22 protein-coding genes are annotated in these 21389 nt (G+C 43.7%); 1 reads left to right on the top strand and 21 read right to left on the bottom strand.

Going from position 1 to position 21389, the window contains the following annotated elements; genetic code table 11:
* Positions 1–120: 120 nt before the first annotated feature.
* Entirely contained in the window at positions 121–330 is a 210-nt protein-coding gene (locus AC0C66_RS11620; RefSeq protein WP_088679712.1) for a hypothetical protein, read from the top strand.
* Positions 331–365: 35 nt separating this feature from the next.
* On the opposite strand, the gene AC0C66_RS11615 is transcribed toward AC0C66_RS11620, so the two are convergent.
* The 21 genes from AC0C66_RS11615 to AC0C66_RS11515 form a co-directional block, all read right to left on the bottom strand.
* Positions 366–1121, bottom strand: coding sequence for an arylamine N-acetyltransferase family protein (locus tag AC0C66_RS11615; protein ID WP_088679711.1), 756 nt, complete (start codon positions 1119–1121; stop codon positions 366–368).
* 10 nt (positions 1122–1131) lie between these two features.
* Positions 1132–1389 carry an HPr family phosphocarrier protein gene (locus tag AC0C66_RS11610; RefSeq protein WP_003219835.1) on the bottom strand — a complete coding sequence of 86 codons (258 nt, stop codon included), beginning with the start codon at positions 1387–1389 and terminating at the stop codon, positions 1132–1134.
* 23 nt (positions 1390–1412) lie between these two features.
* Complete coding sequence (gene whiA, locus AC0C66_RS11605; protein ID WP_003219831.1) at positions 1413–2363, bottom strand: DNA-binding protein WhiA; 951 nt, start codon at positions 2361–2363, stop codon at positions 1413–1415.
* Between the two features lie 21 nt (positions 2364–2384).
* Positions 2385–3338: a gluconeogenesis morphogenetic factor gene (gene mgfK / locus AC0C66_RS11600; protein WP_061188072.1), complete on the bottom strand. Its 954-nt coding sequence runs from the start codon at positions 3336–3338 to the stop codon at positions 2385–2387.
* Between the two features lies 1 nt (position 3339).
* Positions 3340–4227 (bottom strand): RNase adapter RapZ, encoded by an 888-nt coding sequence (gene rapZ / locus AC0C66_RS11595; protein WP_014115282.1) that lies wholly within the window; start codon positions 4225–4227, stop codon positions 3340–3342.
* Positions 4228–4251: 24 nt separating this feature from the next.
* Entirely contained in the window at positions 4252–4719 is a 468-nt protein-coding gene (locus AC0C66_RS11590; protein ID WP_014115283.1) for an 8-oxo-dGTP diphosphatase, read from the bottom strand.
* Positions 4720–5048: 329 nt separating this feature from the next.
* On the bottom strand, positions 5049–5999 hold the full coding sequence (gene trxB, locus AC0C66_RS11585; RefSeq protein WP_003228139.1) for a thioredoxin-disulfide reductase: 951 nt from the start codon (positions 5997–5999) through the stop codon (positions 5049–5051).
* Between the two features lie 219 nt (positions 6000–6218).
* Positions 6219–7631 carry a peptidoglycan DL-endopeptidase CwlO gene (gene cwlO, locus AC0C66_RS11580; protein ID WP_472973587.1) on the bottom strand — a complete coding sequence of 471 codons (1413 nt, stop codon included), beginning with the start codon at positions 7629–7631 and terminating at the stop codon, positions 6219–6221.
* A gap of 380 nt (positions 7632–8011) precedes the next feature.
* Entirely contained in the window at positions 8012–9466 is a 1455-nt protein-coding gene (locus AC0C66_RS11575) for a tetratricopeptide repeat protein (protein WP_472973586.1), read from the bottom strand.
* A 124-nt stretch (positions 9467–9590) separates the two neighbouring features.
* Positions 9591–11360, bottom strand: a complete 1770-nt coding sequence (gene bmrA, locus AC0C66_RS11570) for a multidrug resistance ABC transporter ATP-binding protein/permease BmrA (RefSeq protein ID WP_072182990.1) — start codon at positions 11358–11360, stop codon at positions 9591–9593.
* 166 nt (positions 11361–11526) lie between these two features.
* Positions 11527–11886 (bottom strand): hypothetical protein, encoded by a 360-nt coding sequence (locus AC0C66_RS11565; protein WP_014115289.1) that lies wholly within the window; start codon positions 11884–11886, stop codon positions 11527–11529.
* A gap of 14 nt (positions 11887–11900) precedes the next feature.
* Positions 11901–13808 (bottom strand): DUF6792 domain-containing protein, encoded by a 1908-nt coding sequence (locus tag AC0C66_RS11560; RefSeq protein ID WP_461845756.1) that lies wholly within the window; start codon positions 13806–13808, stop codon positions 11901–11903.
* 1 nt (position 13809) lies between these two features.
* A complete protein-coding gene (locus tag AC0C66_RS11555; protein WP_472973585.1) occupies positions 13810–14523 on the bottom strand; it encodes a lipoprotein YvcA in 714 nt (237 codons plus the stop codon).
* A gap of 252 nt (positions 14524–14775) precedes the next feature.
* Complete coding sequence (gene hisIE, locus AC0C66_RS11550; RefSeq protein ID WP_242734197.1) at positions 14776–15399, bottom strand: bifunctional phosphoribosyl-AMP cyclohydrolase/phosphoribosyl-ATP diphosphatase HisIE; 624 nt, start codon at positions 15397–15399, stop codon at positions 14776–14778.
* Positions 15396–16154: an imidazole glycerol phosphate synthase subunit HisF gene (gene hisF, locus AC0C66_RS11545; protein ID WP_268391713.1), complete on the bottom strand. Its 759-nt coding sequence runs from the start codon at positions 16152–16154 to the stop codon at positions 15396–15398. The genes hisIE and hisF overlap by 4 nt, the downstream gene beginning before the upstream one ends.
* Positions 16151–16888 (bottom strand): 1-(5-phosphoribosyl)-5-[(5-phosphoribosylamino)methylideneamino]imidazole-4-carboxamide isomerase, encoded by a 738-nt coding sequence (hisA, locus tag AC0C66_RS11540; RefSeq protein WP_472973584.1) that lies wholly within the window; start codon positions 16886–16888, stop codon positions 16151–16153. The genes hisF and hisA overlap by 4 nt, the downstream gene beginning before the upstream one ends.
* The gene (hisH, locus tag AC0C66_RS11535) at positions 16885–17523 is read right to left on the bottom strand and encodes an imidazole glycerol phosphate synthase subunit HisH (protein ID WP_072182569.1); all 639 of its coding nucleotides are present in this window, start codon (positions 17521–17523) and stop codon (positions 16885–16887) included. Before hisH ends, hisA begins: the two co-directional genes overlap by 4 nt.
* Complete coding sequence (gene hisB, locus AC0C66_RS11530; RefSeq protein ID WP_461845757.1) at positions 17524–18108, bottom strand: imidazoleglycerol-phosphate dehydratase HisB; 585 nt, start codon at positions 18106–18108, stop codon at positions 17524–17526.
* Positions 18105–19388: a histidinol dehydrogenase gene (gene hisD, locus AC0C66_RS11525; RefSeq protein WP_014115297.1), complete on the bottom strand. Its 1284-nt coding sequence runs from the start codon at positions 19386–19388 to the stop codon at positions 18105–18107. The genes hisB and hisD overlap by 4 nt, the downstream gene beginning before the upstream one ends.
* Positions 19385–20026, bottom strand: a complete 642-nt coding sequence (gene hisG / locus AC0C66_RS11520; RefSeq protein ID WP_041521078.1) for an ATP phosphoribosyltransferase — start codon at positions 20024–20026, stop codon at positions 19385–19387. Before hisG ends, hisD begins: the two co-directional genes overlap by 4 nt.
* On the bottom strand, positions 20019–21194 hold the full coding sequence (locus AC0C66_RS11515; RefSeq protein WP_061187850.1) for an ATP phosphoribosyltransferase regulatory subunit: 1176 nt from the start codon (positions 21192–21194) through the stop codon (positions 20019–20021). Before AC0C66_RS11515 ends, hisG begins: the two co-directional genes overlap by 8 nt.
* Positions 21195–21389 lie beyond the last annotated feature (195 nt).

The following is a 21389-nucleotide window of genomic DNA, read 5'->3' as shown; positions in this document are numbered from 1 at the left end:
GATGATTTTTCTAGAAGATTCCAAAATTATTATAGCATGTGCGGAATAGTAAACCGGTCTTTTTCTTTTTGTTATGATAGAATGATAAAGGTAAAATTTTCATAATAGGCAGGTGTCGTGATGAAGAAAACCATGTTGCTTCCGGCAATTACGTCAATTCTTTCAGCATGTCAGCCCAACTATACCGGGAAATACATAGAAATTGGGGATACGCTAACTGACTATACCAAAGAGTGCTTTAAAGAGAATGAAATTCCTTATAAATACGAAAAGGGAAAACTGTATATCCCAGAAGATGCATTTGATGCAGCAATCTACACTTGCTCATAAGAAAAAGCTTGCAGACATGCTGCAAGCTTTTCACGTTACAAAAAATGAGTATTTAATTTCTCTTCAAACTCTGAAGGGCCGATGTCACTTTTTTGGCCTTCACCGCCGTTTTCATGAATGGTGAAATGGCGGCCTGACATGACCATCCGTCCGTTCGGTGTCAGCTTTGAGGCAAGCAGTGATTTGTTAAAAGGAGATTTTTCATGAGAATGAATCATGTCCTTCATGTCATCTAAATCACCGGCATTGCTCTCTTCAAGGGTAAAGGCGTAACCGATTTGCCAGCCTTCCCCTTTGTCCATCAACAGAACATGGCTGCCCTTTTCTGTCTCTTCTTCTTTGATTCGGAATGAACCAACAGATGATTGTACCGTTTCTCCAGAAAGCGGTATCGGCTGGAGCGCCAGGTTGATGCCGAAGCCGATATCAACGATATACTCGCCTTTTTCCGCAGACAGCAATACAGCAGCATGCGTTCTGTCTAACGCCCACTCTTCTTGTTTTCCGGCATAAACCGTTCCCCGAATGAGCTTCACCTGAAACCCGGCCTCACGCAAGACAAAATAAAGGAAACCATTTAAATCGTAGCAAAGGCCGCCGTGGTGTTCTTTGACCAGGCGGCGCCACAGCTCTTCTTTTGTTACCTTATAATTCTCTTTTGCGAGTACGGCGCGGTTTTCAAATGGAAAACGGTATGCCATTGCTTTAAGAAAAAGGGGGAGATCGCCGAAGCTGACATGGTCTTTCTCCCAGCCGATTTTCTGAAAGCATTCTTTTAGAAAGTCATTCATCTTTTATCACCTAAACTTCTTCTTGAACGTAAGCAGCCAGCTTTTCAAGCGCTTCTTGTTCGTCTTCTCCCTGGGCAATCAAGGTAACCTCAGTGCCTGTGCTTACCGCAAGACTCATCAGCCCCATGATGCTTTTTGCGTTTACTTTTTTCCCATCCTTCTCAAGAAACACATCTGACGTAAACCGGTTTGCCTCTTGTACAAACAAAGCAGCAGGACGCGCCTGCAGTCCTGTCTTTAATCGAACTTCCACTTTCTGTTGAACCATAAGATCTCCCCTTTTCTTTACGGTTATTTTAAAGTGACGGTTTGCCCTGTCCGCAGCTGTTCTGCGATTTCGTCAAGTTTTCTCAGCCTGTGATTGATCCCTGATTTGCTGATTTTCCCGCTTGCTACCATTTCCCCCAGCTCTTTCAGCGTCACTTCCTGATAATCAATTCGCAGCTGCGCGATTTCCCGAAGTTTTTCAGGAAGCGCATCCAGGCCGATTCTTTCATCGATGTATTTAATATTCTCCACCTGTCTGAGCGAAGCACCGATCGTTTTGTTTAAGTTGGCTGTTTCACAATTGACGAGGCGGTTGACCGAATTTCTCATATCCCTGACGATTCTGACATCCTCAAACCGCAGAAGCGAATTGTGGGCGCCGATCACGTTCAGAAACTCAGTAATCTTTTCCGCCTCTTTTAGATAGGTGATATAGCCTTTTTTCCGTTCGAGCGTTTTACTGTTTAACTGAAACTCATTTAACAGGTCGCATAATGAATCGTTATGCTCCTTATAAAGAGAGAAGATTTCTAAATGATACGAGGAGGTTTCCGGGTTATTGACCGAACCTCCTGCCAAAAATGCCCCTCTCATATAAGAACGCTTGCAGCATCTCTTTTTGACCAGCTCTTTCGAAATACTTCGTTCAAACACAAAATTCTCCCCAAGTATTTTTAAATCCTCTAAGATTGCTTTTGCATTTTCTGAAAAACGCACAATATAGACGTTATTCTTTTTCAGCCGCATTTTCTTTCTGACCAGCAGCTCGACCGACACATCATATTGTTTTTTCAGCAATGTATAGATGCGGCGGGCAATCGCCGCATTTTCGGTTTGAACATCAAGTACGAGATGGCGGTTTGTAAATGATAATGCTCCGTTCATCCGGATAAGCGCCGACAGCTCTGCGTTAATGCAGCAGTCTTTCACTTCCAGATTCGTTAATTCTTTTTTTGTTTCTGATGCAAATGACATATAGCCACCTCATTTCTGGCTTCATTCTTTTAGTAAATCGACAAGAAGAGAGGCCACTTTATGTGTATCGTGACGAATTACGTCATTTTTATACGTTACGATTTGATCTCTGATGACTTCAAGCCCCATTGTTTTCAGCTCCTCGATATCAAAATCAACAGGACGCGCCGATTCCATTTCGTACTTACGTTTTATTTCGTCAGGAATGTCTTCGCTGTTCACTAATATCGTATCAATAAAACCACAGCCCATATGCTGATTGAGCGCTTTCACATGATCAGCTGCGGTGTAATGGAGTGTTTCGCCGGGCTGAGTCATTACGTTGCAAATGTATACTTTTTTCGCTGGCGCCTTCACCACTTCTTCCCCGATTTTCGGGACGAGCAAATTGGGAAGAATGCTTGTATAGAGGCTTCCCGGACCGATAATAATCAAATCCGCTTCCCTGATCACGTCTATCGTTTCCGGCAGCGGATCAATATGTTCAGGCGTGAGGAAAACACGCTTAATGCGCTGTCCGGACGCCGGGATCGTGGACTCGCCTGAAACCACGCGGCCGTCTTCCATCTCAGCATGCAGAACGACACTGGCATTGGCAGCTGGCAAAACCTTTCCTCTTACATTCAGCACCTTGCTCATTTCTGTGACAGCGTGAAAAAAATCACCGGTTATATTTGTCATCGCTGCCAAAATCAAATTCCCGAGAGAATGGCCTGTTAAGTCATTCCCCTTATTGAAGCGGTGCTGAAAGAGATCTTCAACAAGCGGCTCCACATCGGATAAAGCGGCAAGCACATTTCTGATGTCTCCGGGAGGCGGAATTTTCAGTTCATCCCGCAGACGGCCAGAGCTTCCCCCATCATCGGCAACTGTCACAATGGCCGTAATGTCAACAGGTTTATGCTTTAAGCCCCGAAGCAATACAGAAAGACCCGTACCACCGCCAAAGATTGCAATTTTCGGCTTTTGTCCCATCTTATTTCCGGCTTCTCTTTTCAATGTCCCGGTGAGTAACATGAGTATAGTAATCCTTTTTGAAATAACCAGCTAAATTCTCGGCAAGTGTCACAGAGCGGTGCTGGCCCCCTGTGCAGCCGATTGCAATGACGACCTGGCTTTTTCCTTCTCTTTTGTAAGATGGAAGCATAAAGCTCAGCAAATCGATTAATTTTTCATTGAACTTTTGCGTTTCATTCCACTTCATGACGTAAGAGGAAACCTCTTCATCCTTGCCAGTCAGCGGCCTCATGCTTTCGATATAGTAAGGATTCGGCAAAAATCTGACATCAAAGACGAGATCTGCGTCAATCGGAATACCGTATTTAAAACCAAATGACATGACATTCACGGTAAATGTCTCTCCTTGGTTTGACGCAAAGTGCTTTACGATTTTTTCGCGTAAATCACGCGGCTTCATGTCTGACGTATCGTAAATGATTTGAGAGCGGCCTTTTAATTCCTCAAGAAGCTCACGTTCCAGCGCGATGCCTTCAAGCGGCAGGCCCGTCACTGCCAGAGGATGCGAACGTCTCGTTTCTTTATATCTCGTGACAAGAATGGAATCCTTCGCGTCCAAGAATAAAATTCGCGGGGTAATCCACGGATTTTCCGCCATTTCATCCAGTGCTTCAATTAGCCGGTCAAAAAATTCACGGCCGCGCAAATCCATCACAAGCGCAACCTTGCTCATTTTTGAATTTGATTCCTTCATCAGCTCTAAAAATTTCGGAAGCAATGAAGGCGGAAGATTATCGACGCAGAAATAGCCGAGATCTTCAAAGCTTTGAATAGCGACAGTTTTCCCCGCTCCCGACATTCCGGTTATAATGACAAGCTGAATATCATGTGATTCACTAACACTCATCTTTCTCCCCCCTGACTTGTCTTTCTATTTGATATGCTGCGGGTCTAAACGATAACTGAGCAGCTCAAAATCCGGTGTATACGTAAATGTGCCGTGCAGCAGCCCTTGTCCCTTCATCATAAAATCAAGGATATGGCCGTCTCCCGGCGCCATAGGCAGGTTTTGAATGTCATTGACATCGTGCCACTGCAGCTTGCCTTCCTCTGATTCAGCTACATTTTGCCCTGTATAAGAATCAGCGACAAACGTAAACATCATCCACTCAGAGACAATGTGGTCACCATCTTTAATAATAAAGGTAAAAACGCCTTTTAACTGAGGATTTATGATATAGATACCAGTCTCTTCTCTGTACTCTCTGATGACGGAGTCTCTGACTGATTCTCCGCTCTCCATCTTGCCTCCCGGCGCGACCCACCAGCCGCGTCTCGGCTTTTGAAGCAGAAGGACTTTGTCATCCGTCTGAAGCACACAATTTGTCACTCTTTGCAAGTACGTTCACCTAACCTTCTCGTCCTGTCATCGTCTCTTTATTATACCGCTTCAAGATGCCTCCCACAATGAAGAGACATTGACAATCTTTTCTTCTATTTTACAGCATATTCATCTCTTAGTTCAGGTGATTTGCTGTAACAGGCATCCGTCTTTTATTTTTGGACAAAAAAAGGACACGGATAACTGGAGAATCCGTGCCAAAAAAGTGTATTCATTATAAAAAGGGGGTCAATTACTTTATTAATCATAACCGAAAAGCATTACACAACTGTTACAGCGGAATTAAAACCCAGTAACGTAATGTGAAACTCGTATGACAGCCCTTTTTATTTTAAAGTTTTCAGCGTTTCTTGGAGCTCTTCGACATAATGCTGTACGCTTTGTGCCGCAATACTTCCGTCTCCTGTAGCCGTTACAATTTGGCGCAGTGACTTTTCGCGAATGTCTCCGGCAGCGAAAATACCTTCAACCTTTGTTTCCATGCGGTCGTTTGTTTCGATGTAGCCTTCTTCATTCGTAATGCCCAGATTTTCAAACGGTTTAGACAGAGGAAGCATGCCGATGTAAATGAATACGCCGTCTGTTTTGAATTCACTTTCTTCACCGGTTACCGTATCGACAAGCGTTACGTTACCGACTTTGCCGTTTTCCTCATGAATTTCCTTCACGGTTTTGTTCCATAAGAAGTCAACTTTTTCATTATCAAATGCTCTCGCTTGAAGAATGCTTTGCGCACGGAGTTTATCACGTCTGTGAACAATCGTTACTTTTGAAGCGAAACGTGTCAGATACACACCCTCTTCAACCGCGGAATCTCCCCCGCCAACAACAACAAGCTCTTTGCCTTTAAAGAAAGCGCCATCACATACTGCACAATAAGATACACCGCGGCCGCCCAATTCTTTCTCGCCAGGCACGCCGATTTTTTTATACTCCGCACCTGCGGCTATGATGACAGCACGTGCTTTATATTCTTTTGAACCGGCTTTGACCACTTTGTATTCTTTGCCGTCAACGACTTCTTTAATATCACCATAAGCGTATTCAGCACCGAATTTTTTCGCGTGTTCGAACATTTTGTTAGAAAGCTCAGGCCCAAGGATACTTTCGAATCCAGGATAGTTTTCTACATCTTCCGTATTGGCCATTTGCCCGCCTGGAATTCCTCTTTCAATCATTAATGTCGATAAATTTGCTCTTGATGTGTATACAGCGGCCGTCATCCCAGCAGGGCCCGCGCCGATTATAATCACGTCATAAATTTTTTCTTCTGACACACTATTCACTCCTTAAACCATCTTTTCAAGTTTGGGCTCTTTCTTATATGATAAGAATCCCCATCAAGCGTATTCCTTACCCATATCCTATAAAATCTCATGGTGATACGCTATTTTTTTGCTCACTTTTTTTCTCATCACGATTAAATGTATTGTAAACGGGTATACATGTTAATAAAGAAAGAGCCTTCTGTTCAAAGAAGGCCCTTGTCTTATTTATTATTGAACAACACGTCTTACAACGCCTTTAAATGCTTTTTTCCAGTAAACGTTGCTCATAGAGTCAATAGATACACCGTGAGATGTATTGTCGTTTAGGAAAGTACCGTTTCCTAAGTAGATTCCTACGTGTCCGTTTGTTTTGTAAGTGTCAAAGAACACAAGGTCTCCACGTTTCATTTCGGACGCGCTGACAGCTTGTCCTCTGCCAACTAACGTATCAGTTGTTGTTCCGCCGACAGGTCCAAGGTTCACACCTGCAGAAGCGTATGCCCAGCGTACGAATGATGAGCAGTCAAAAATACGGTTGTTGATATCAGACTGAGTGCGTCCGCCGCCAAATTTGTACGGGGATTGTCCTACAATGCTTGAACCAACGCTGATCGCGCCTTCAATTCCGCCGGAGTTGCTGATAACAGTGCCGCCTGAATTGCTGTTTGAGCTGCTGCTCTTCTTAGAAGATGATCCGTTAGACGAACTATTTGACGAACCCTTAGAAGAGTTATCTGAAGAATCATTATCAGATGAGCTTGCTTTTGCTGATTCAGTTGTAGCCGTTTGGCTGTCATCTGTTTGTGTTTCATCAGATGCTTTTTGTGCTTCTTCCTGCTTTTTGATCAAAGCAGCCGCTGCTTCTTGTTCTTTTTTGATGCGTGCTTGTTCAGCTTCAGTATCTGCTTTTTGATTTGCAAGTTTAGACGCTTCTGATTTTAATTCAGAAATCGCGGCAGCCGTTTTCTTCTGGCTTGCTTTTGCTTCGTCGAAAAGCTTGTCTTTTTCATCAAGCTGTTTATCAAGGTCTTTTTGCATTGTTTCTAATTTAGCCAATGCAGCTTGAACTTCTTTCAGCTTATTATTCAAATCCGCTTCAGAATCTTCAAGCTTCGCTTTATCCTGCTCTTGCTGCTTGATTAAATCTTTGTCTGCATCCACAATAGATGAAACCGCAGTGGCGCGAGAGATAAAATCACCAAAGCTTGTTGATCCTAAAAGGACATCTATGTACCCTTGAGATCCGCCGCTTTCCTGTAAAGAACGAACGCGTTTTTTCAGGATTTCATTGCGTTTTTCAATGCGGGCTTCTGTCTCTTTAATCTCTTTTTTCAGTTTTTTGATTTCTTCTTTTGTTTTATCGTTTTCTTCTTTTTTATCTTCGATCTTGTTGCTTGTATCAAGCGCCTTAGCGTTAATGTCTTTCAGTTCTTTTTCAATCTTTGTTTGGTTCTCCTGAAGCTCAGTTAATTCTTTTTCCATTGCTTCAATGCTGGAAGCAACCTCAGATTGCTTGCTTTCGATTTTTTGTTTCTTTTCATCTAATGTTTCCGCCGATGCAGTTTTACTTGTAAATGGGATCAAAAAACTGCTTGTCCCGATGACGGAAGCCAAACCAAGTGTCAATAAACTCTTTCTCACTTTTTATATCCTCCCTTTTACTGTGAACCTGTTCTCATTTGGAATTGTATTTTGAACATCAAGTTTCGTTCCTCATACTCTACGAGGAATGATGGTCGTTTATGGTTAATTATTCTGTGCATCTCTTATTCTGGTTGTATAGCGTTTATTTCACATCATATGTAAAAAACACTAATTCCTTATGTACGAGAATCATTATACCATTAAGTTTCGACAAATTAGCGATAAATTTTATTACATTTGTGTTTCAAACAGATGTCAAGTCGCGCATCATCTGTCATTTTTCTTAAACGAGTAAAAAAACTGTCGATATTATTTTCTTAATATAATCTATCAAACGAAAAAAGAGTCGATTCTACAAATCGACTCTTCAAAATATTTTATTCTAGAATATCATCAATATATTTCATATATTTCGTCAAAGTTGCCGGAGAGATGCCGAATCGGGCCGCTGTGTCTTTTTTCGTGTCATGCTTGCCGTGGGCTTCTTTCCAAATATAACAGATCGCCGCTGCCCAGCCCCTCTCATTTTTCAACGGAGCGGCTGCACGGATTTGCTGGATGACATGGAATACCCAGCAGCTCATGACTTCTGTTTTCATCTCTTCTTTTTCAGCTTGCTCTAATAATTTGACGGTTTGATAAGCAAAAAGTGCATCCTCTGTTACGTCAGCAGCCGCGGAATCTCCATTCAACAGCAGCTTAACAAAATGATTTTCGAAAGAAGCGGTAATTCTCTTTGAGCGTATCACCGCTTCAAGATGCTCCGTTTCTCCCTTTGTGCTGCTGATATAATAGGCTGCGAGACGCTGTTCCACAGATGAAGGAAGAGCTTCCCTCCGCTCAATCCAGGGAGCCGGGCGGTCTTCTCCGGGATATTGCGACTCGACTTTTCTCCAGATCGTCTCGGCAAAGTCGGTATGGCCCGTAAAATAAGCGGAGCACGAGAGCCAGTAAAAGAATGTATCGTCACCTTCAAAACCGGTTTTATATAATGATTTGAGCCATTTATATCCGATCTCGTAACGGCCGACAAGCGCCAAAGTGGCCCCCAGTTTATAGCGCTGTTCCAACAGCATCGGATATACATTAGAAAGCTGATCACTCAATTCCGCCACTTTTTCGTCTTCTCTTTCATAATAGTAGAAAACAAGAAGATTGCATAAGGCGTGAAGATTTCCTTCATTATGAGAAAGCACTTCATAAGCGGTTTGCTTCGCTTTTACAACGTTTCCTGAATAGAAATAGGCAAGCGCCAGATTGTTGTATGCTGACCAAAGCTCCGGATATTCTGCTGTGATTTCCTCAAGCGCCGCAACCGCTTCAGCAAGCTGGCCGCTTTCCAGCAATGACTTTGCCCGATCCTGTTTCATCAGCAGTTCATCCTGATCATACAACGAATCCTCAATGCCGTCGTCTCCTAAATCGAGCAAATCAAGCAGACTATCGTTTTCTTCGGCGAACTCACCGTCCGGATCCGCATCTGAATAAGCGGCCGCTTCTTTATAAGCTTCTTGAAAGAGCCCCAGATGGGCGAAGTTATTCGCTTTAAAGTAATGGCACTCCGGCATTTCGTCCTCCAGATTTGCCATGATATAATCAAGAAGATCGTTCGACTCTTGATACTGGCCCATTTCTGAATAAATGACCGCAAGCTGCGATAGCATCTCTGAATCCTCCGGCTCCAAGTGAACAGCGCGCTGAATCAGTTTGCTTGCCCGTTTCAGATTGCGCTCTTTATACGCTTTCAAGCCTTTATGAAAAAAATATTGTCCATCTTGAAGCAGCTGGACAATTTGTGCGTGATTTTTATGTTCAGAAGTGTGTTTTCCCACAACTACCCTCCGTTTTATACAATATTACCGTCAGTAGTATACCATAAATCATAAGCCCCTCAATAGTTCAAAAGGAAGGATTGGGAAAATCCCTCCGCTTTTTACTGGCTGATTCGACCAAAATTTACCCGGCTTTGTTTTCTAAATCTGCGTTCATTTTCAGCTGTTGTTCAGCAAAATCCCTATAAAGATCATGGGAAGCCATTAATTCATGATGTGTTCCACGCCCGGTAATTTCTCCTTTTTCAACAAACAAAAGCTGGTCCGCGTCTACAACAGTAGATAAGCGGTGGGCGATGACAATCGTTGTGCGGCCCTCCATCAGCACCTCCAGTGCCTGCTGAACTGATTTTTCAGATTGGCTGTCGAGGCTTGAGGTGGCTTCATCGAGCATAAGAATGCTCGGATCACGAAGAAGCGCTCTCGCAATCGCAATTCTCTGTCTTTGTCCGCCTGACAGCATAATGCCGCGTTCGCCCACCTCTGTATCAAGCTGATTCGGCAGCTCCTTTATAAAATTGAGCGCATATGCCATCTCCGCGGCTTTTTCGATCTCGGCATCTGTAACATCACGTTCTAACCCGTAGCAAATATTTTCTCTGATTGTTCCTGACATTAATGGGCTTTCCTGTGATACATACCCGATGTGCTCCCGCCACGATTCAAGCGAGTAAGTATCAACTGGATCGTCCCCCAGCCGGATGGCCCCTGCAGTCGGAGTATAGAAACGTTCAAGCAGCTTAAACAGCGTCGTTTTCCCGCCGCCGCTCGGGCCGACAATCGCTGTTACTTTTCCTGCTTCAATGACAGCGCTGATCTCTTTCAAGATCAGCTGATCAGGCTTATATCCAAAAGACACACGATCAAGCTGAATAGGCAAATGCGCGTTTTCGATTTGTTTTCCTGTGACTGTATCTTCCTCTTCCTCTGCTAAAATCTCAATCATTCGTTCTGTTGCGCCAATTGATTTTTGGAGCTGTGTGAAGAACGTGGTAATCTGGCCCATCGGCATAATAATTTGAAACAAATATAAAATAAAAGCCACGAGCGCTCCGGCGGTGAGCTCACCTGATGACACCTGCATGCCGCCGTATCCGATAACTGCCACAAGCGCCGCCATTAACACGAGTGAGATGAGCGGGCCGACAAGCGACTGAACCTTTGCTTCACGCACTCCAAGTTTAAATAATGAAGAAATCCCCATCTTCCCGCGCCCATATTCGACATCCTCCGCATTTGAAGCCTTGACGAGTCTGATTTCCGGAAGAATTTGATTCAGCAAGCCTGTAAAACGGGCTGTTTCATCTTGCGTTTCTCGGGAAATGGAGAACATCTTCCGGCCAATCGGTATTAAAATAAGAGCTGCCAGCGGAACGACAACTAACACAAGCAGTGTCAGCTTCCAATTCATAATAAACAAGATTGTCAGTGATCCAATAACAGAAATGATCCCTGTAATAAATCCGCTGATATGGGTTGTAATCAGTTCTTTGACCACCATCGTATCATTCGTTACACGGCTGACTGTTTCTCCGGAAGCGTTTGTATCGAAATAAGAGACAGGAAGCTTAATTAATTTCTTCCATAATAAATCCCGCAGTCCTGAGATGATTTTTTGCCCATTATAGTTAAGCGCATAGGTGGCATAAGCGCTTAAACCGGCCTGAACGAAAAAAACTAGCGCGATCAGCCCGATTTGCGTGCCTGACAGATTTGACATGGAAAATCCGTCGACAAGCTGCTTCGTTAATAATGGAATCAGCAGGCTGACCAGCGTGGTCACAATACTGAGGGCCAGCGCAAAAGCAAGCTTTCCATAAGAAGGATTGGTCTTCTTTACTAATGCAAAAAAGGGTTTCAATTTACTTTTAGATTTTTGTTGCTTGGTTGGCATATATGTTTCCTCCTGTTTCAGCGTTCAGAAAGGTGAAATGGCATAGCAAAAGGATGATTTTTACTCTTTCTCAATCATATCAATGGAGAGAGACTTTTTCAGTATATTTTTGCCGTGATGAAAATAAAAATCTCCCACTCATTGTTTGAATAGGAGATTTTTTATATTAGACACCTTTAACAGGCTTCTTTTTTCTGTAAGTCAATGTCACATCCTGCTTTCGCAGGTCTTCAATCATCATTTTGTACCGGTCAACTTTTGCAGTATGTTCTTCTTTTATCATTTGAAGTGCAGCTTTTCGTTTTTCGCTTTTTGATTCAAGCTCTTCTTTTATTTTTTTTACAATCAACCCTTTTTGTCCTTTAATTTCCTCTTTTAGCGAAGACTCAAATTTCTTTGTCAGGCTTAGAATGTCGTTGATTGGTTTATTGAGGTTGCCTGCTTTCCCCTTCATTTCGTCTTGGGTAAGAAACATATAGGTGGTTGATACAATTTCTGTTTCACTTTCTGAAAATAAGGAAGTCACTCTTCATATTCCTCCTAGGGCTGAAAATCAAATAACTGAGAAATCATTTCTTCTTTTTCAAACAACTTTTCAATACTCTCGCGGATATTTTTGATGAAATCTCTTTTTTCTGTTGCCTGTTTTTTTAATTCAGCAACAATTCCATCATTAGCAGGGAGCGCACCTGTGTGGAACGATTCATGAACTGAGATTTTCTCCAATTTATCGAATGTGTGGCTGAAACCGGCTGCAAGCCGGAATTGAAGATCGAAGGCATAATGCGAAGGATTTTCTTCCATATGATGAATAGCCGTGATGATCGCCTGTTTTTTATCTATGAAGTCTTCATCGATTTCCTGACTGTAAACCTTCTGGTACTGAGAAATCGCATCTTCCATATCTTCAACGAGCTTCATACCGTTTTGATAGATTCTGACAGCGGATGAGAGATTAACCTTAATCGTTTCTCCCGAGCCGCTCTTTCCTGTAAAGTAAATATCGGAGCCTTTATAGCTGAATCCTTTTTCCTTTGATAATGCGTTCAGCATTTGAACGATGCTGTGGCCGTCGACGATGAGTTTTAATGCGTCTTTTGTTTCTGTGTCGAGTGTTTCTAATGCCGCCTTTAATTCTTTAACACTGCCTACTAACTCACAGACATAATAAACAATTGCAACTACATTATTAGTAGAAAGTGCGTATTTTAACTGTTGATATTGAATTTCTATATCGCTTATCTTATTATTAACAATTTTCAACTGTTTTTTGATACTCTTCTTTTGTGTCTCATCAATATACCCATTCTCTTTAAGCTGATCCACAAATGTCCCGCTATTATTCAAGATAGTATGAAAGAATTTAATAAAGGCCGGCATTTTTTCCCCGATATTTTTAACCATTACCTGTATATCACCAAACCGGTCTTTCACTATTTTCCCTTTCGCCACATTTCCATCAGCACTAAATATACTGCCGACAAGCTCTGCATCTATCCCAGTTGAAGCCATGACAAATCCGTTTAGCCCACCTTTTTTATAGTCCTCCGAATACTTTCGCAAAAAGGTTTGGATAGAGCGGACTTCCTCATCAGGAATCTTATCTATAATGCTTCTGATTCCTTTGACATCCGTGTTTGTATCTTTCAGCTTTACATTGCCAAATGTAATAAAATCAGCCTTTCCGCTAACGCCATAAAGCGGGTCATCTTTGGAGATGCGTTGGGTGATGTTTGCTGTTACGCCTTTGTCATTGTAGTATTTGGTGATTGCTTTTTTAAGGTCTTCTTTAGGGACATTTTCGAGGTCTTCAGTGTTCAGAACATTAAATTTATTGATCATAGCATCAAGTAAATCTTTATCAGCCTGTAACAAATGATTTACACTAACCTGAGCACCGTTTACCCCATATACTTCATCAAACTCTCCATCTATTAACTGAACCATTACCTGGTTGTTATTTGCAAGTGAATGCCCAAGAGCATAAGTATGTAACTCATCAGAATTTCCAGCTCTTTTCTTTGCTTCCTTAGTAAATTCTCTCGTTGCTCTGTATTGGCTACTGTCGATCCCTAAGAAGAGGCCAAAAAAATTATAAGACCAATCCTCGTTATCAGCACTACCTTCTGAAATAATATGAAGTTGGTCTATTTGGTTTTCACTATCTTTTATATATATTGCCGTACCATCATAACCCGATTCTTTTATTGACTTATCTTTTTGGTTATTTTTCTTAATCAGTTCTTTAGATGTATAAATCTCAATATCCTCAGGAAGATTTTGATTAGTTTCTTCTTTATAGATCCGGCGGACTTCCGTTTCAAATTCTGCTTTCGCTTCCTTTATTTCTTTAGGATTGTTTGATGCAAACTTTTTTTTATAATCATACTCTAAATTTATTAACCGCAGTTTTACATTTTCATTTGAAAATATATTATTGTTAGCCATCTTACCCCTCCTTATTTAAAAAGGTGATGGATTTTACGAACTTTTTAACCTGATCTCCTAAGTTATCTTTATCTAACGTACAAGGCTTATCATTATTTGGGCATCTAAACATAAACGAAAACACAATACCTATTTGGTCTTTCTCAGTAGATTTAATATAACCGAAGTATCTGTATGAAAAATTATATTTATTTTTATCATTTTCAAAATTATTTTTCTTGTGAGCAATATAAATATCTTTACCTTCGTTCTCTAGTTTTTCAAAATTACCATTATAGCCATTTTCACTACTTATTTGGTCTAGCATTGTCTCAGGATTGTTAATAAAAGTTACTCCTTGATAATACTCTATTTGTGCATTTAGCATTTTATTTTTTGTTTTTTCATAGCTATCAAATGCGATGATTTCTTCATTTTCATCACGACTAGACAAATAGCTTGAATACTCCCCATCCTCCGGAAACAACATCCTAAATCCTTTCGACTTAGACTCAAGCAAATAATACCCGGGCTCCTCTTCTTTTGTTGACACCATGTACTCTCTCGTTTTCTCGTCCTGAAACGCAGGAACTTTCGGCAGGTCTTTTGGATCCATATCTTTTGGTTTTACGGCTTCTGTATTGTCATTTTTGGTGTTTTTATCATTGTCGTTCATACTGCATCCTCCTGTCAGGGCAAGTAATAAGCTGAAGCAAATAAAGATGATCTTTTTCATTACGAACCTCCACGGGTTTTGTGAGAATAGCATTCTATTTTTACTCTAAAAATAATTCTATTGACCTGGTTAATAAGTGATTAATTTATCCTTTTCCATGTTACAACATGGCGGAATTTGGATAAATAGGAAATCCGACTTGGTTTTACTCTCCTTTTATTAACTAATCATGCAAAACACCTCATGCGCACCTAAATACCTATTACTTTTTTCATAAAACAAAAAGAGCCGTATGATAACGGCTCTTTACTCTTATTTTTCAGAATGTCGTTTCTTCAATACGTCAAGCACATCATCCAGCGTCAGTGCTTGTTCTCTGAGCAGGACAAGCAGGTGATACAGCAGGTCTGCCGCTTCCCATTTGAGTTCCTCGTGGTCTCGGTTTTTCGCGGCGATGATGACTTCGGATGCTTCTTCACCAACTTTTTTCAAAATCTTATCGACGCCTTCTCGGAAAAGGTAAGTGGTGTAAGCTCCTTCAGGCATTTCCGCTTGGCGTTCCGCGATGACGCGCTCCAGCTCGTTAATGATGTCGAATCGGCCCGCAGCCTGTTCTTCTGTTTGTTCCTTTGTAAAACAGCTGTAGCTGCCAGTGTGGCATGCCGGTCCGGACGGTTCTACGAGCACGATCAGCGCGTCTTGGTCGCAGTCATACCGAATACCCGTAACGGCTTGCGTGTTCCCTGAGGTTTCTCCTTTATGCCATAACTCTTGACGCGAGCGGCTGTAAAACCATGTTTCTTTCGTTTCCAGCGTTTTTTCGTACGATTCCTTGTTCATATAGGCAAGTGTCAGCACTTCTTTGCTTACCGCATCCTGCACGATGGCAGGAATTAATCCATCCTCATTAAAACGCAGTTCATCTGCCTGTTTCATCTCACATTCACCCCGTGCTCTTTCAAGTATGATTTCACTTCTTTCATTGATGTTTCTTTATAATGAAAAATAGAGGCGGCCAGCGCGGCGTCGGCTTCTCCTTTTGTAAAAGCCTCAAGCATATGCTGCGCGTTTCCCGCTCCTCCCGAGGCGATAACAGGTACGGGGACAGTTTCAGAAACAAGCTTTGTCAGCCTGTGATCAAAGCCTTTTTTCTCACCGTCAGAGTCCATGCTTGTCAGCAATATTTCTCCTGCGCCGCGTTTGACGCCTTCTTTTGCCCATGCTGTGACTTCCCAATCTGTTTTCTTTCTGCCGCCGTGCGTGTAGACTTTATATGTGCCAGATTCCTGGTCATACTTGGCATCGATGGCAAGTACGATGCATTGCGAACCGAAAAACTCGGCTCCTTCCGTAATCAGCTCAGGCCGGAGAACAGCTGCCGTGTTCACAGAAACTTTATCTGCGCCGGCACGCAGAATCGTTTTCATATCGCTGAGCTGATTGATGCCCCCGCCGACTGTAAACGGAATCGCAAGCTTCGCGGCAACCTGCTCCACCACATCAACCATCGTTTTTCGTCCTTCATGCGAGGCGGAAATATCGAGAAAAACCAGTTCATCCGCGCCTTCCTGGTCATACACTTTCGCCAATTCAACAGGGTCACCGGCATCTTTTAATTCGAGAAATTGAATTCCTTTGACAACGCGTCCTTCTTTGACATCAAGACATGGAATAATCCGTTTTGTGATCATTTGCGTTTCACCCTTTCAAGCGCCTCGTTCAGCGTAAACTGATTGGTATACAGCGCTTTTCCGATGATCGCTCCAGAAACGCCGTCCGCCTGACAGCGGTCGAGGGCTTCAAGATCCGCGACGGAACTGACTCCGCCGGAAGCAATCACAGATTTCCCCGTTTCCTTAGCAAGCTCGACCGTGCTTTCAATATTGGGGCCTGACAGCATTCCGTCTGTCGCAATGTCAGTAAAAATAAAAACTTCCGCTCCTTCATTGGCAAGCTCTTTGCCTAGTTCAGCTGCCTTAAGGGTTGATGTTTCCAGCCATCCCTCAGTTGAAACAAAGCCGTTTCTCGCGTCCAGTCCGATTGCAATTTTCTCGCCATATTGTTTCAGCATTTTTTTTACAAACGGAGGGTTAGAAACAGCTGAACTTCCCAGGATTACTCGATCGACTCCTGCTGATAAGTATTCATAGACGTCACTTTCGGAACGGATCCCGCCGCCGATTTCCACTTTCAGATCCAGCTTTTGCGAAATTTCGATCACATGACGGTCATTTACTCTTTTTCCTTCTTTTGCGCCGTCAAGATCAACGAGATGGATCCATTCGGCACCCTCACTCGCAAATAACGAGGCCATGTCGTATGGTGAATCGCCGTATATCGTTTCCTTACTATAATCTCCTTGAACAAGGCGGACACATTTGCCGTTTCTCATATCAATTGCCGGATATAATGTAAAAGCACTCATTTTTTCACCTTCTGTTCTGCTGCCATTTTCGTGAATTGGGTTAGGATGGACATTCCGACCGTGCTGCTTTTTTCCGGGTGAAATTGGGCGCCGAAGACGTTCCCTTTTCCGACTACAGCAGGCACACGCACACCATAATCAGCGCTTGCCAGAAGTGCGTTCTCCTCCATCCCGTCAATATAATACGAATGCACGAAATAAGCGTAGCCTTCTTCTGTTTCAGCCAGCAGCGGAGATTCGTTATGAAAGGAAAGGCGATTCCAGCCCATATGCGGAACCTTCAGCTTGTTTCCTTCCTCGTCTTCTGCTTTCAGTCTGACTGCTTTTCCTTTTAACAGCCCAAGGCCTGACGCGGTCCCGTTTTCTTCGCTTTGATCAAATAAAAGCTGCATGCCGAGGCAGATCCCGATAAGCAGTCTTCCTTCTGAGACCATATCGCGAATCAATTGATCGAGCTTCGCGTTGCGCAAATTGTCCATCGCGTCTCCAAATGAACCGACTCCCGGCAAAATGAAGGCATCAGCTTCTTTCAGCTCCTCCGGCTTTTCAGAAACAAAATACGGCACGCCGACACGCTCAAGCGCCTTTGAGACACTGTATAAATTGCCCATTCCGTAATCTATCACGCCGATCATTTACAGCATCCCTTTCGTTGATGGTATCCCTTTAACACGCGGATCGATCGTAGTCGCTTCATCAAGCGCACGTCCAAGCGCTTTAAAAACAGCTTCAATCATATGGTGGGTGTTTATGCCATAATGAACGATGACGTGCAGGTTCATCCGTGCTTCAAGCGCCAGCTTCCACAAAAATTCATGTACAAGCTCCGTATCGAATGTGCCGACTTTAGATGCTGGGAAGTCTGCGCGCATTTCCAAGTGCGGCCGATTGCTTAAATCTATGACGACTTGAGCAAGCGCCTCATCCATCGGCACAAACGCCGATCCATAGCGTTTGATTCCTTTTTTATCGCCCAAAGCTTCGAGCAGCGCCTGCCCTAAGCAGATGCCGATATCTTCGGTCGTGTGGTGATCATCTATATCAACATCGCCTTTTGCGTTAATCGAAAGATCGAATTGCCCGTGTTTCGTGAATAAATCCAGCATATGCGTCATAAACGGTACGTCTGTTTTGATATCAACTTGTCCCTCACCGTCTATTGCGAATGCCAGCTCAATATCTGTTTCGTTTGTTTTTCTTGCGCGTTCCGCTTTTCTCATTTTGAATTCCTCCGTTCTCTTGCTTCGATTGATCTGGCATGGGCTTCTAATCCTTCAAGTCTGGCAAAAGCCGCGATGCTTTCGGCATGTTCTTCAAAGGCTGATTGGCTGTAAGAAATAATGCTCGATTTCTTTTGAAAATCCGTTACGTTTAATGGACTTGAAAATCTCGCTGTCCCATTTGTCGGAAGCACGTGATTCGGTCCGGCAAAATAATCTCCGACAGGCTCAGGGCTATATCTGCCTAGGAAAATTGCACCCGCATGTTTGATTCTGCCAAGCAAAGCTTCGGGAGACTGTGTGATGATTTCTAAATGCTCCGGTGCAAGCGTATTGACAGTGTCAATCGCTTCATCCATTGTTTCCGCCACATAGATACAACCGTAATCACTCACTGAAGCGTCCGCTATTTCTCTTCGCGGCAAGGTTTTCAGCCGCTCCTTCACCTCTGCTGAAACCGCCTCGGCCAGCTCCATGGAATCTGTGACAAACACACACGAACTGAGCTTATCGTGTTCCGCCTGTGACAGCAGGTCGGCTGCAATTTCGCTCGGAATCGCTGTTTCATCAGCCAGCACAACGATTTCACTCGGTCCGGCAATCATATCAATATCGACATCGCCGAATACCTCTCGTTTGGCCAGCGCGACATAAATGTTTCCCGGACCTGTGATTTTGTCTACCGGCTCAATGGTTTCGGTTCCGTACGCCAGCGCCGCAACCGCCTGAGCGCCGCCCATTTTGTAAATATCTTTTATGCCCAGCTCAGCAGCAGCGACTAAAACCCCTGGAGATAGCTGTCCGTCTCTTCCCGGAGGCGTCACAAGAACGATTCTATCCACACCGGCTGTCAGCGCCGGAATGACATTCATCAAAACAGATGAAGGATATGCAGCCGTTCCCCCTGGCACATATACGCCGGCGGAATCAAGCGCCGTCACTTTCTGCCCCAGCATTGTGCCGTCCTTTCTGTGATAAAACCATGAGGATTGCAGCTGTCTTTCATGATATTCCCTAATATTTTCGATTGCCTGCCTAATCACCTGAAGCAGCTGTGAATCCAGTAAGGTGTATGCTTCCTCAATTTCTTCTTTTGTGACCAGCGGGCTGTCTATTTCGATGCCGTCAAATCTCGCCGTATAGCTGCGGACCGCCTGATCACCGTTTGCTTTGACATCTTCAATAATAGATCGAACCGCTTTTCTTTGCTCTTCCGTTCCGGCATCTATGGACCGCTTCAGAGAAAGCCGTTCAGCGCCGCTGATGGTTTTGATCTTCATTTTGCCGTTTCTCCTTCCACTACGAGAGATAAGCGGGATGCCATTTCGTCAATCACATCGTCTTTCATGCGATAGCTTACCGGGTTGACGATAAATCGAGAAGTAATGTCGCAAATGTGCTCTGTTTCAACAAGCCCGTTTTCTCTCAGCGTCTGTCCCGTGGAAACGATGTCCACAATTCGGTCCGCAAGCCCAATAAGCGGTGCCAGCTCAATTGAACCGTTGAGCTTAATGATTTCGACTTGTTCTCCCTGCTCTCTGAAATAACTGGAAGCCACATTCGGATACTTTGTCGCGATCCTTGGCGCTACGCCGCTCCAGTCTGTATTCGGAAGTCCGGCGACTGCCAAGTGGCATTTGCTGATGTTCAAATCCAGCACCTCATACACATCGCGTTCCTCCTCCAGCATGACATCCTTGCCTGCAATTCCGACGTCTGCCACGCCATGCTCCACATATGTGGTCACGTCCATCGGCTTAGCTAATATAAAGCGGAGATTTTCCTCCGGCACATCGATGATCAGTTTTCTCGAGTCGTCAAACTCCTCAGGGAGCTTGTAGCCAGCCTGCCGCAGCAGCCCTGCCGCTTCTTCAAATATCCGGCCCTTTGGCATCGCCATTGTGAGTAACTTACCCATTTTGCTCTTCCTTTCTGGCACCGATAAAATAGGTGACGTTTGCAAAAGATTTTGTCATCTGATCGATATTTTCAATTCCCGATAAATCTTGAAGAACCACTTTGTTCCCTTTCATACGTTCTTCATTCGCATAAGCGATGGCTTGCGCCCGCTGCTCTTTGCTGAAAATAACAGCGTCAATGTCACAAGGTTCGTCTTTCATATGAAGCGCTTCAATCAGCCGGTCGATCCGAAGCCCGAAGCCAGTTGCAGGCGCGGGTGAATCAAAATGACCCAGAAGCTTGTTATAACGGCCGCCGCTTCCAATGACAAAGCCGACATTTTCGGCGTACACTTCAAATAAAATCCCTGTGTAATAGCTCATGTGGCTAACCATATTCAGATCAAGGCGGACATTTTCCGTACATCCGTAATCCTCAAGAATGTCCCACAGCGCCTTCAGCTCATCAACCACGCTTTTTCCTTGTGCAGAATCGACGATTTCCTCAGCACGTCCGCAAACTTCTATACCGCCCCGCAGTTCAAGAAGCTCAAGCAGCCTGCTTTTATCAATGGAGGAAAGCGGGAGAGACTTGACATGTTCTCTGTAGCCGACGTAGTTCTTCTCGTATAAAAACCTCCGCAGCACATCAGCGCGTTCAACGTTTCCGAGCACCTCAACAAACAGGGCATCCGCAATACCGGCGTGGCCGATGGCAATTTTAAAGGAAGCAAGCCCGGCGCTTTTTAACGCACCGATTACTAATGCAATGACCTCCGCATCAGCGCTTGTCGTGCCGTCACCGATTAATTCCACTCCGACCTGCTCGAATTCGGCGGGACGGCCGCCTTCGCGTTCCTGAGCCCTGAATACATTTGCCGCATAGCCGACTCTGAGCGGATGATCGTGTTTCAGAAGCTTTGATGCCGCCACCCTTGCAATCGGTCCTGTCATATCCGGGCGAAGCACCAATGTCTTGCCGTCCTGATCAAGAAGCTTAAACAGCTGCTGCTCTTCAATCGCTGACTGTACGCCAACGGTATCGTAAAACTCCAGTGTCGGCGTTTCCATAAATTGATATCCCCATTTATCTATTAAATCGGTTAACGATTGTCTCACCTTTTTTTTCGTTTCGTATAAACCCGGCAGTGTATCTCTCATGCCGTGCGGTTTCTCAAACATAAACATCAACCCGAGCACCTCCGTTGCATTGTTTGAAGGAAAATTCCGAATCCTTTAGTTCGCTAATATGATAATATGTTAGCAGATGAAAGAATGAAAATCAATGCTTAACTTCAGTCAAGATATTTTTAGTTCAGATATCCTCCTCCCAATTATGAAAAAATCATGAATAAATGATTAAAGGTACGTAATATCTCAAAT

This window comes from Bacillus sp. VA13, from assembly GCF_055710085.1.
The sequence above is the reverse complement of the archived record's forward strand: the minus strand, read 5'-3'. Positions and strand labels throughout refer to the sequence as shown.

Bases quoted from the DNA above. Each gene is read 5' to 3' on its own strand.
- AC0C66_RS11555 (WP_472973585.1), bottom strand. From the start codon at position 14,523: ATGAAAAAGATCATCTTTATTTGCTTCAGCTTATTACTTGCCCTGACA.
- hisIE (WP_242734197.1), bottom strand. From the start codon at position 15,399: ATGAAACAGGCAGATGAACTGCGTTTTAATGAGGATGGATTAATTCCT.
- mgfK (WP_061188072.1), bottom strand. From the start codon at position 3,338: ATGGGACAAAAGCCGAAAATTGCAATCTTTGGCGGTGGTACGGGTCTT.
- AC0C66_RS11615 (WP_088679711.1), bottom strand. From the start codon at position 1,121: ATGAATGACTTTCTAAAAGAATGCTTTCAGAAAATCGGCTGGGAGAAA.
- hisB (WP_461845757.1), bottom strand. From the start codon at position 18,108: ATGAGAAAAGCGGAACGCGCAAGAAAAACAAACGAAACAGATATTGAG.
- AC0C66_RS11610 (WP_003219835.1), bottom strand. From the start codon at position 1,389: ATGGTTCAACAGAAAGTGGAAGTTCGATTAAAGACAGGACTGCAGGCG.
- hisH (WP_072182569.1), bottom strand. From the start codon at position 17,523: ATGATCGGCGTGATAGATTACGGAATGGGCAATTTATACAGTGTCTCA.
- hisD (WP_014115297.1), bottom strand. From the start codon at position 19,388: ATGAAGATCAAAACCATCAGCGGCGCTGAACGGCTTTCTCTGAAGCGG.
- hisF (WP_268391713.1), bottom strand. From the start codon at position 16,154: ATGATCACAAAACGGATTATTCCATGTCTTGATGTCAAAGAAGGACGC.
- hisA (WP_472973584.1), bottom strand. From the start codon at position 16,888: ATGAGTGCTTTTACATTATATCCGGCAATTGATATGAGAAACGGCAAA.
- whiA (WP_003219831.1), bottom strand. From the start codon at position 2,363: ATGTCATTTGCATCAGAAACAAAAAAAGAATTAACGAATCTGGAAGTG.
- rapZ (WP_014115282.1), bottom strand. From the start codon at position 4,227: ATGAGTGTTAGTGAATCACATGATATTCAGCTTGTCATTATAACCGGA.
- bmrA (WP_072182990.1), bottom strand. From the start codon at position 11,360: ATGCCAACCAAGCAACAAAAATCTAAAAGTAAATTGAAACCCTTTTTT.
- AC0C66_RS11620 (WP_088679712.1), top strand. From the start codon at position 121: ATGAAGAAAACCATGTTGCTTCCGGCAATTACGTCAATTCTTTCAGCA.
- AC0C66_RS11560 (WP_461845756.1), bottom strand. From the start codon at position 13,808: ATGGCTAACAATAATATATTTTCAAATGAAAATGTAAAACTGCGGTTA.
- AC0C66_RS11515 (WP_061187850.1), bottom strand. From the start codon at position 21,194: ATGTTTATGTTTGAGAAACCGCACGGCATGAGAGATACACTGCCGGGT.
- hisG (WP_041521078.1), bottom strand. From the start codon at position 20,026: ATGGGTAAGTTACTCACAATGGCGATGCCAAAGGGCCGGATATTTGAA.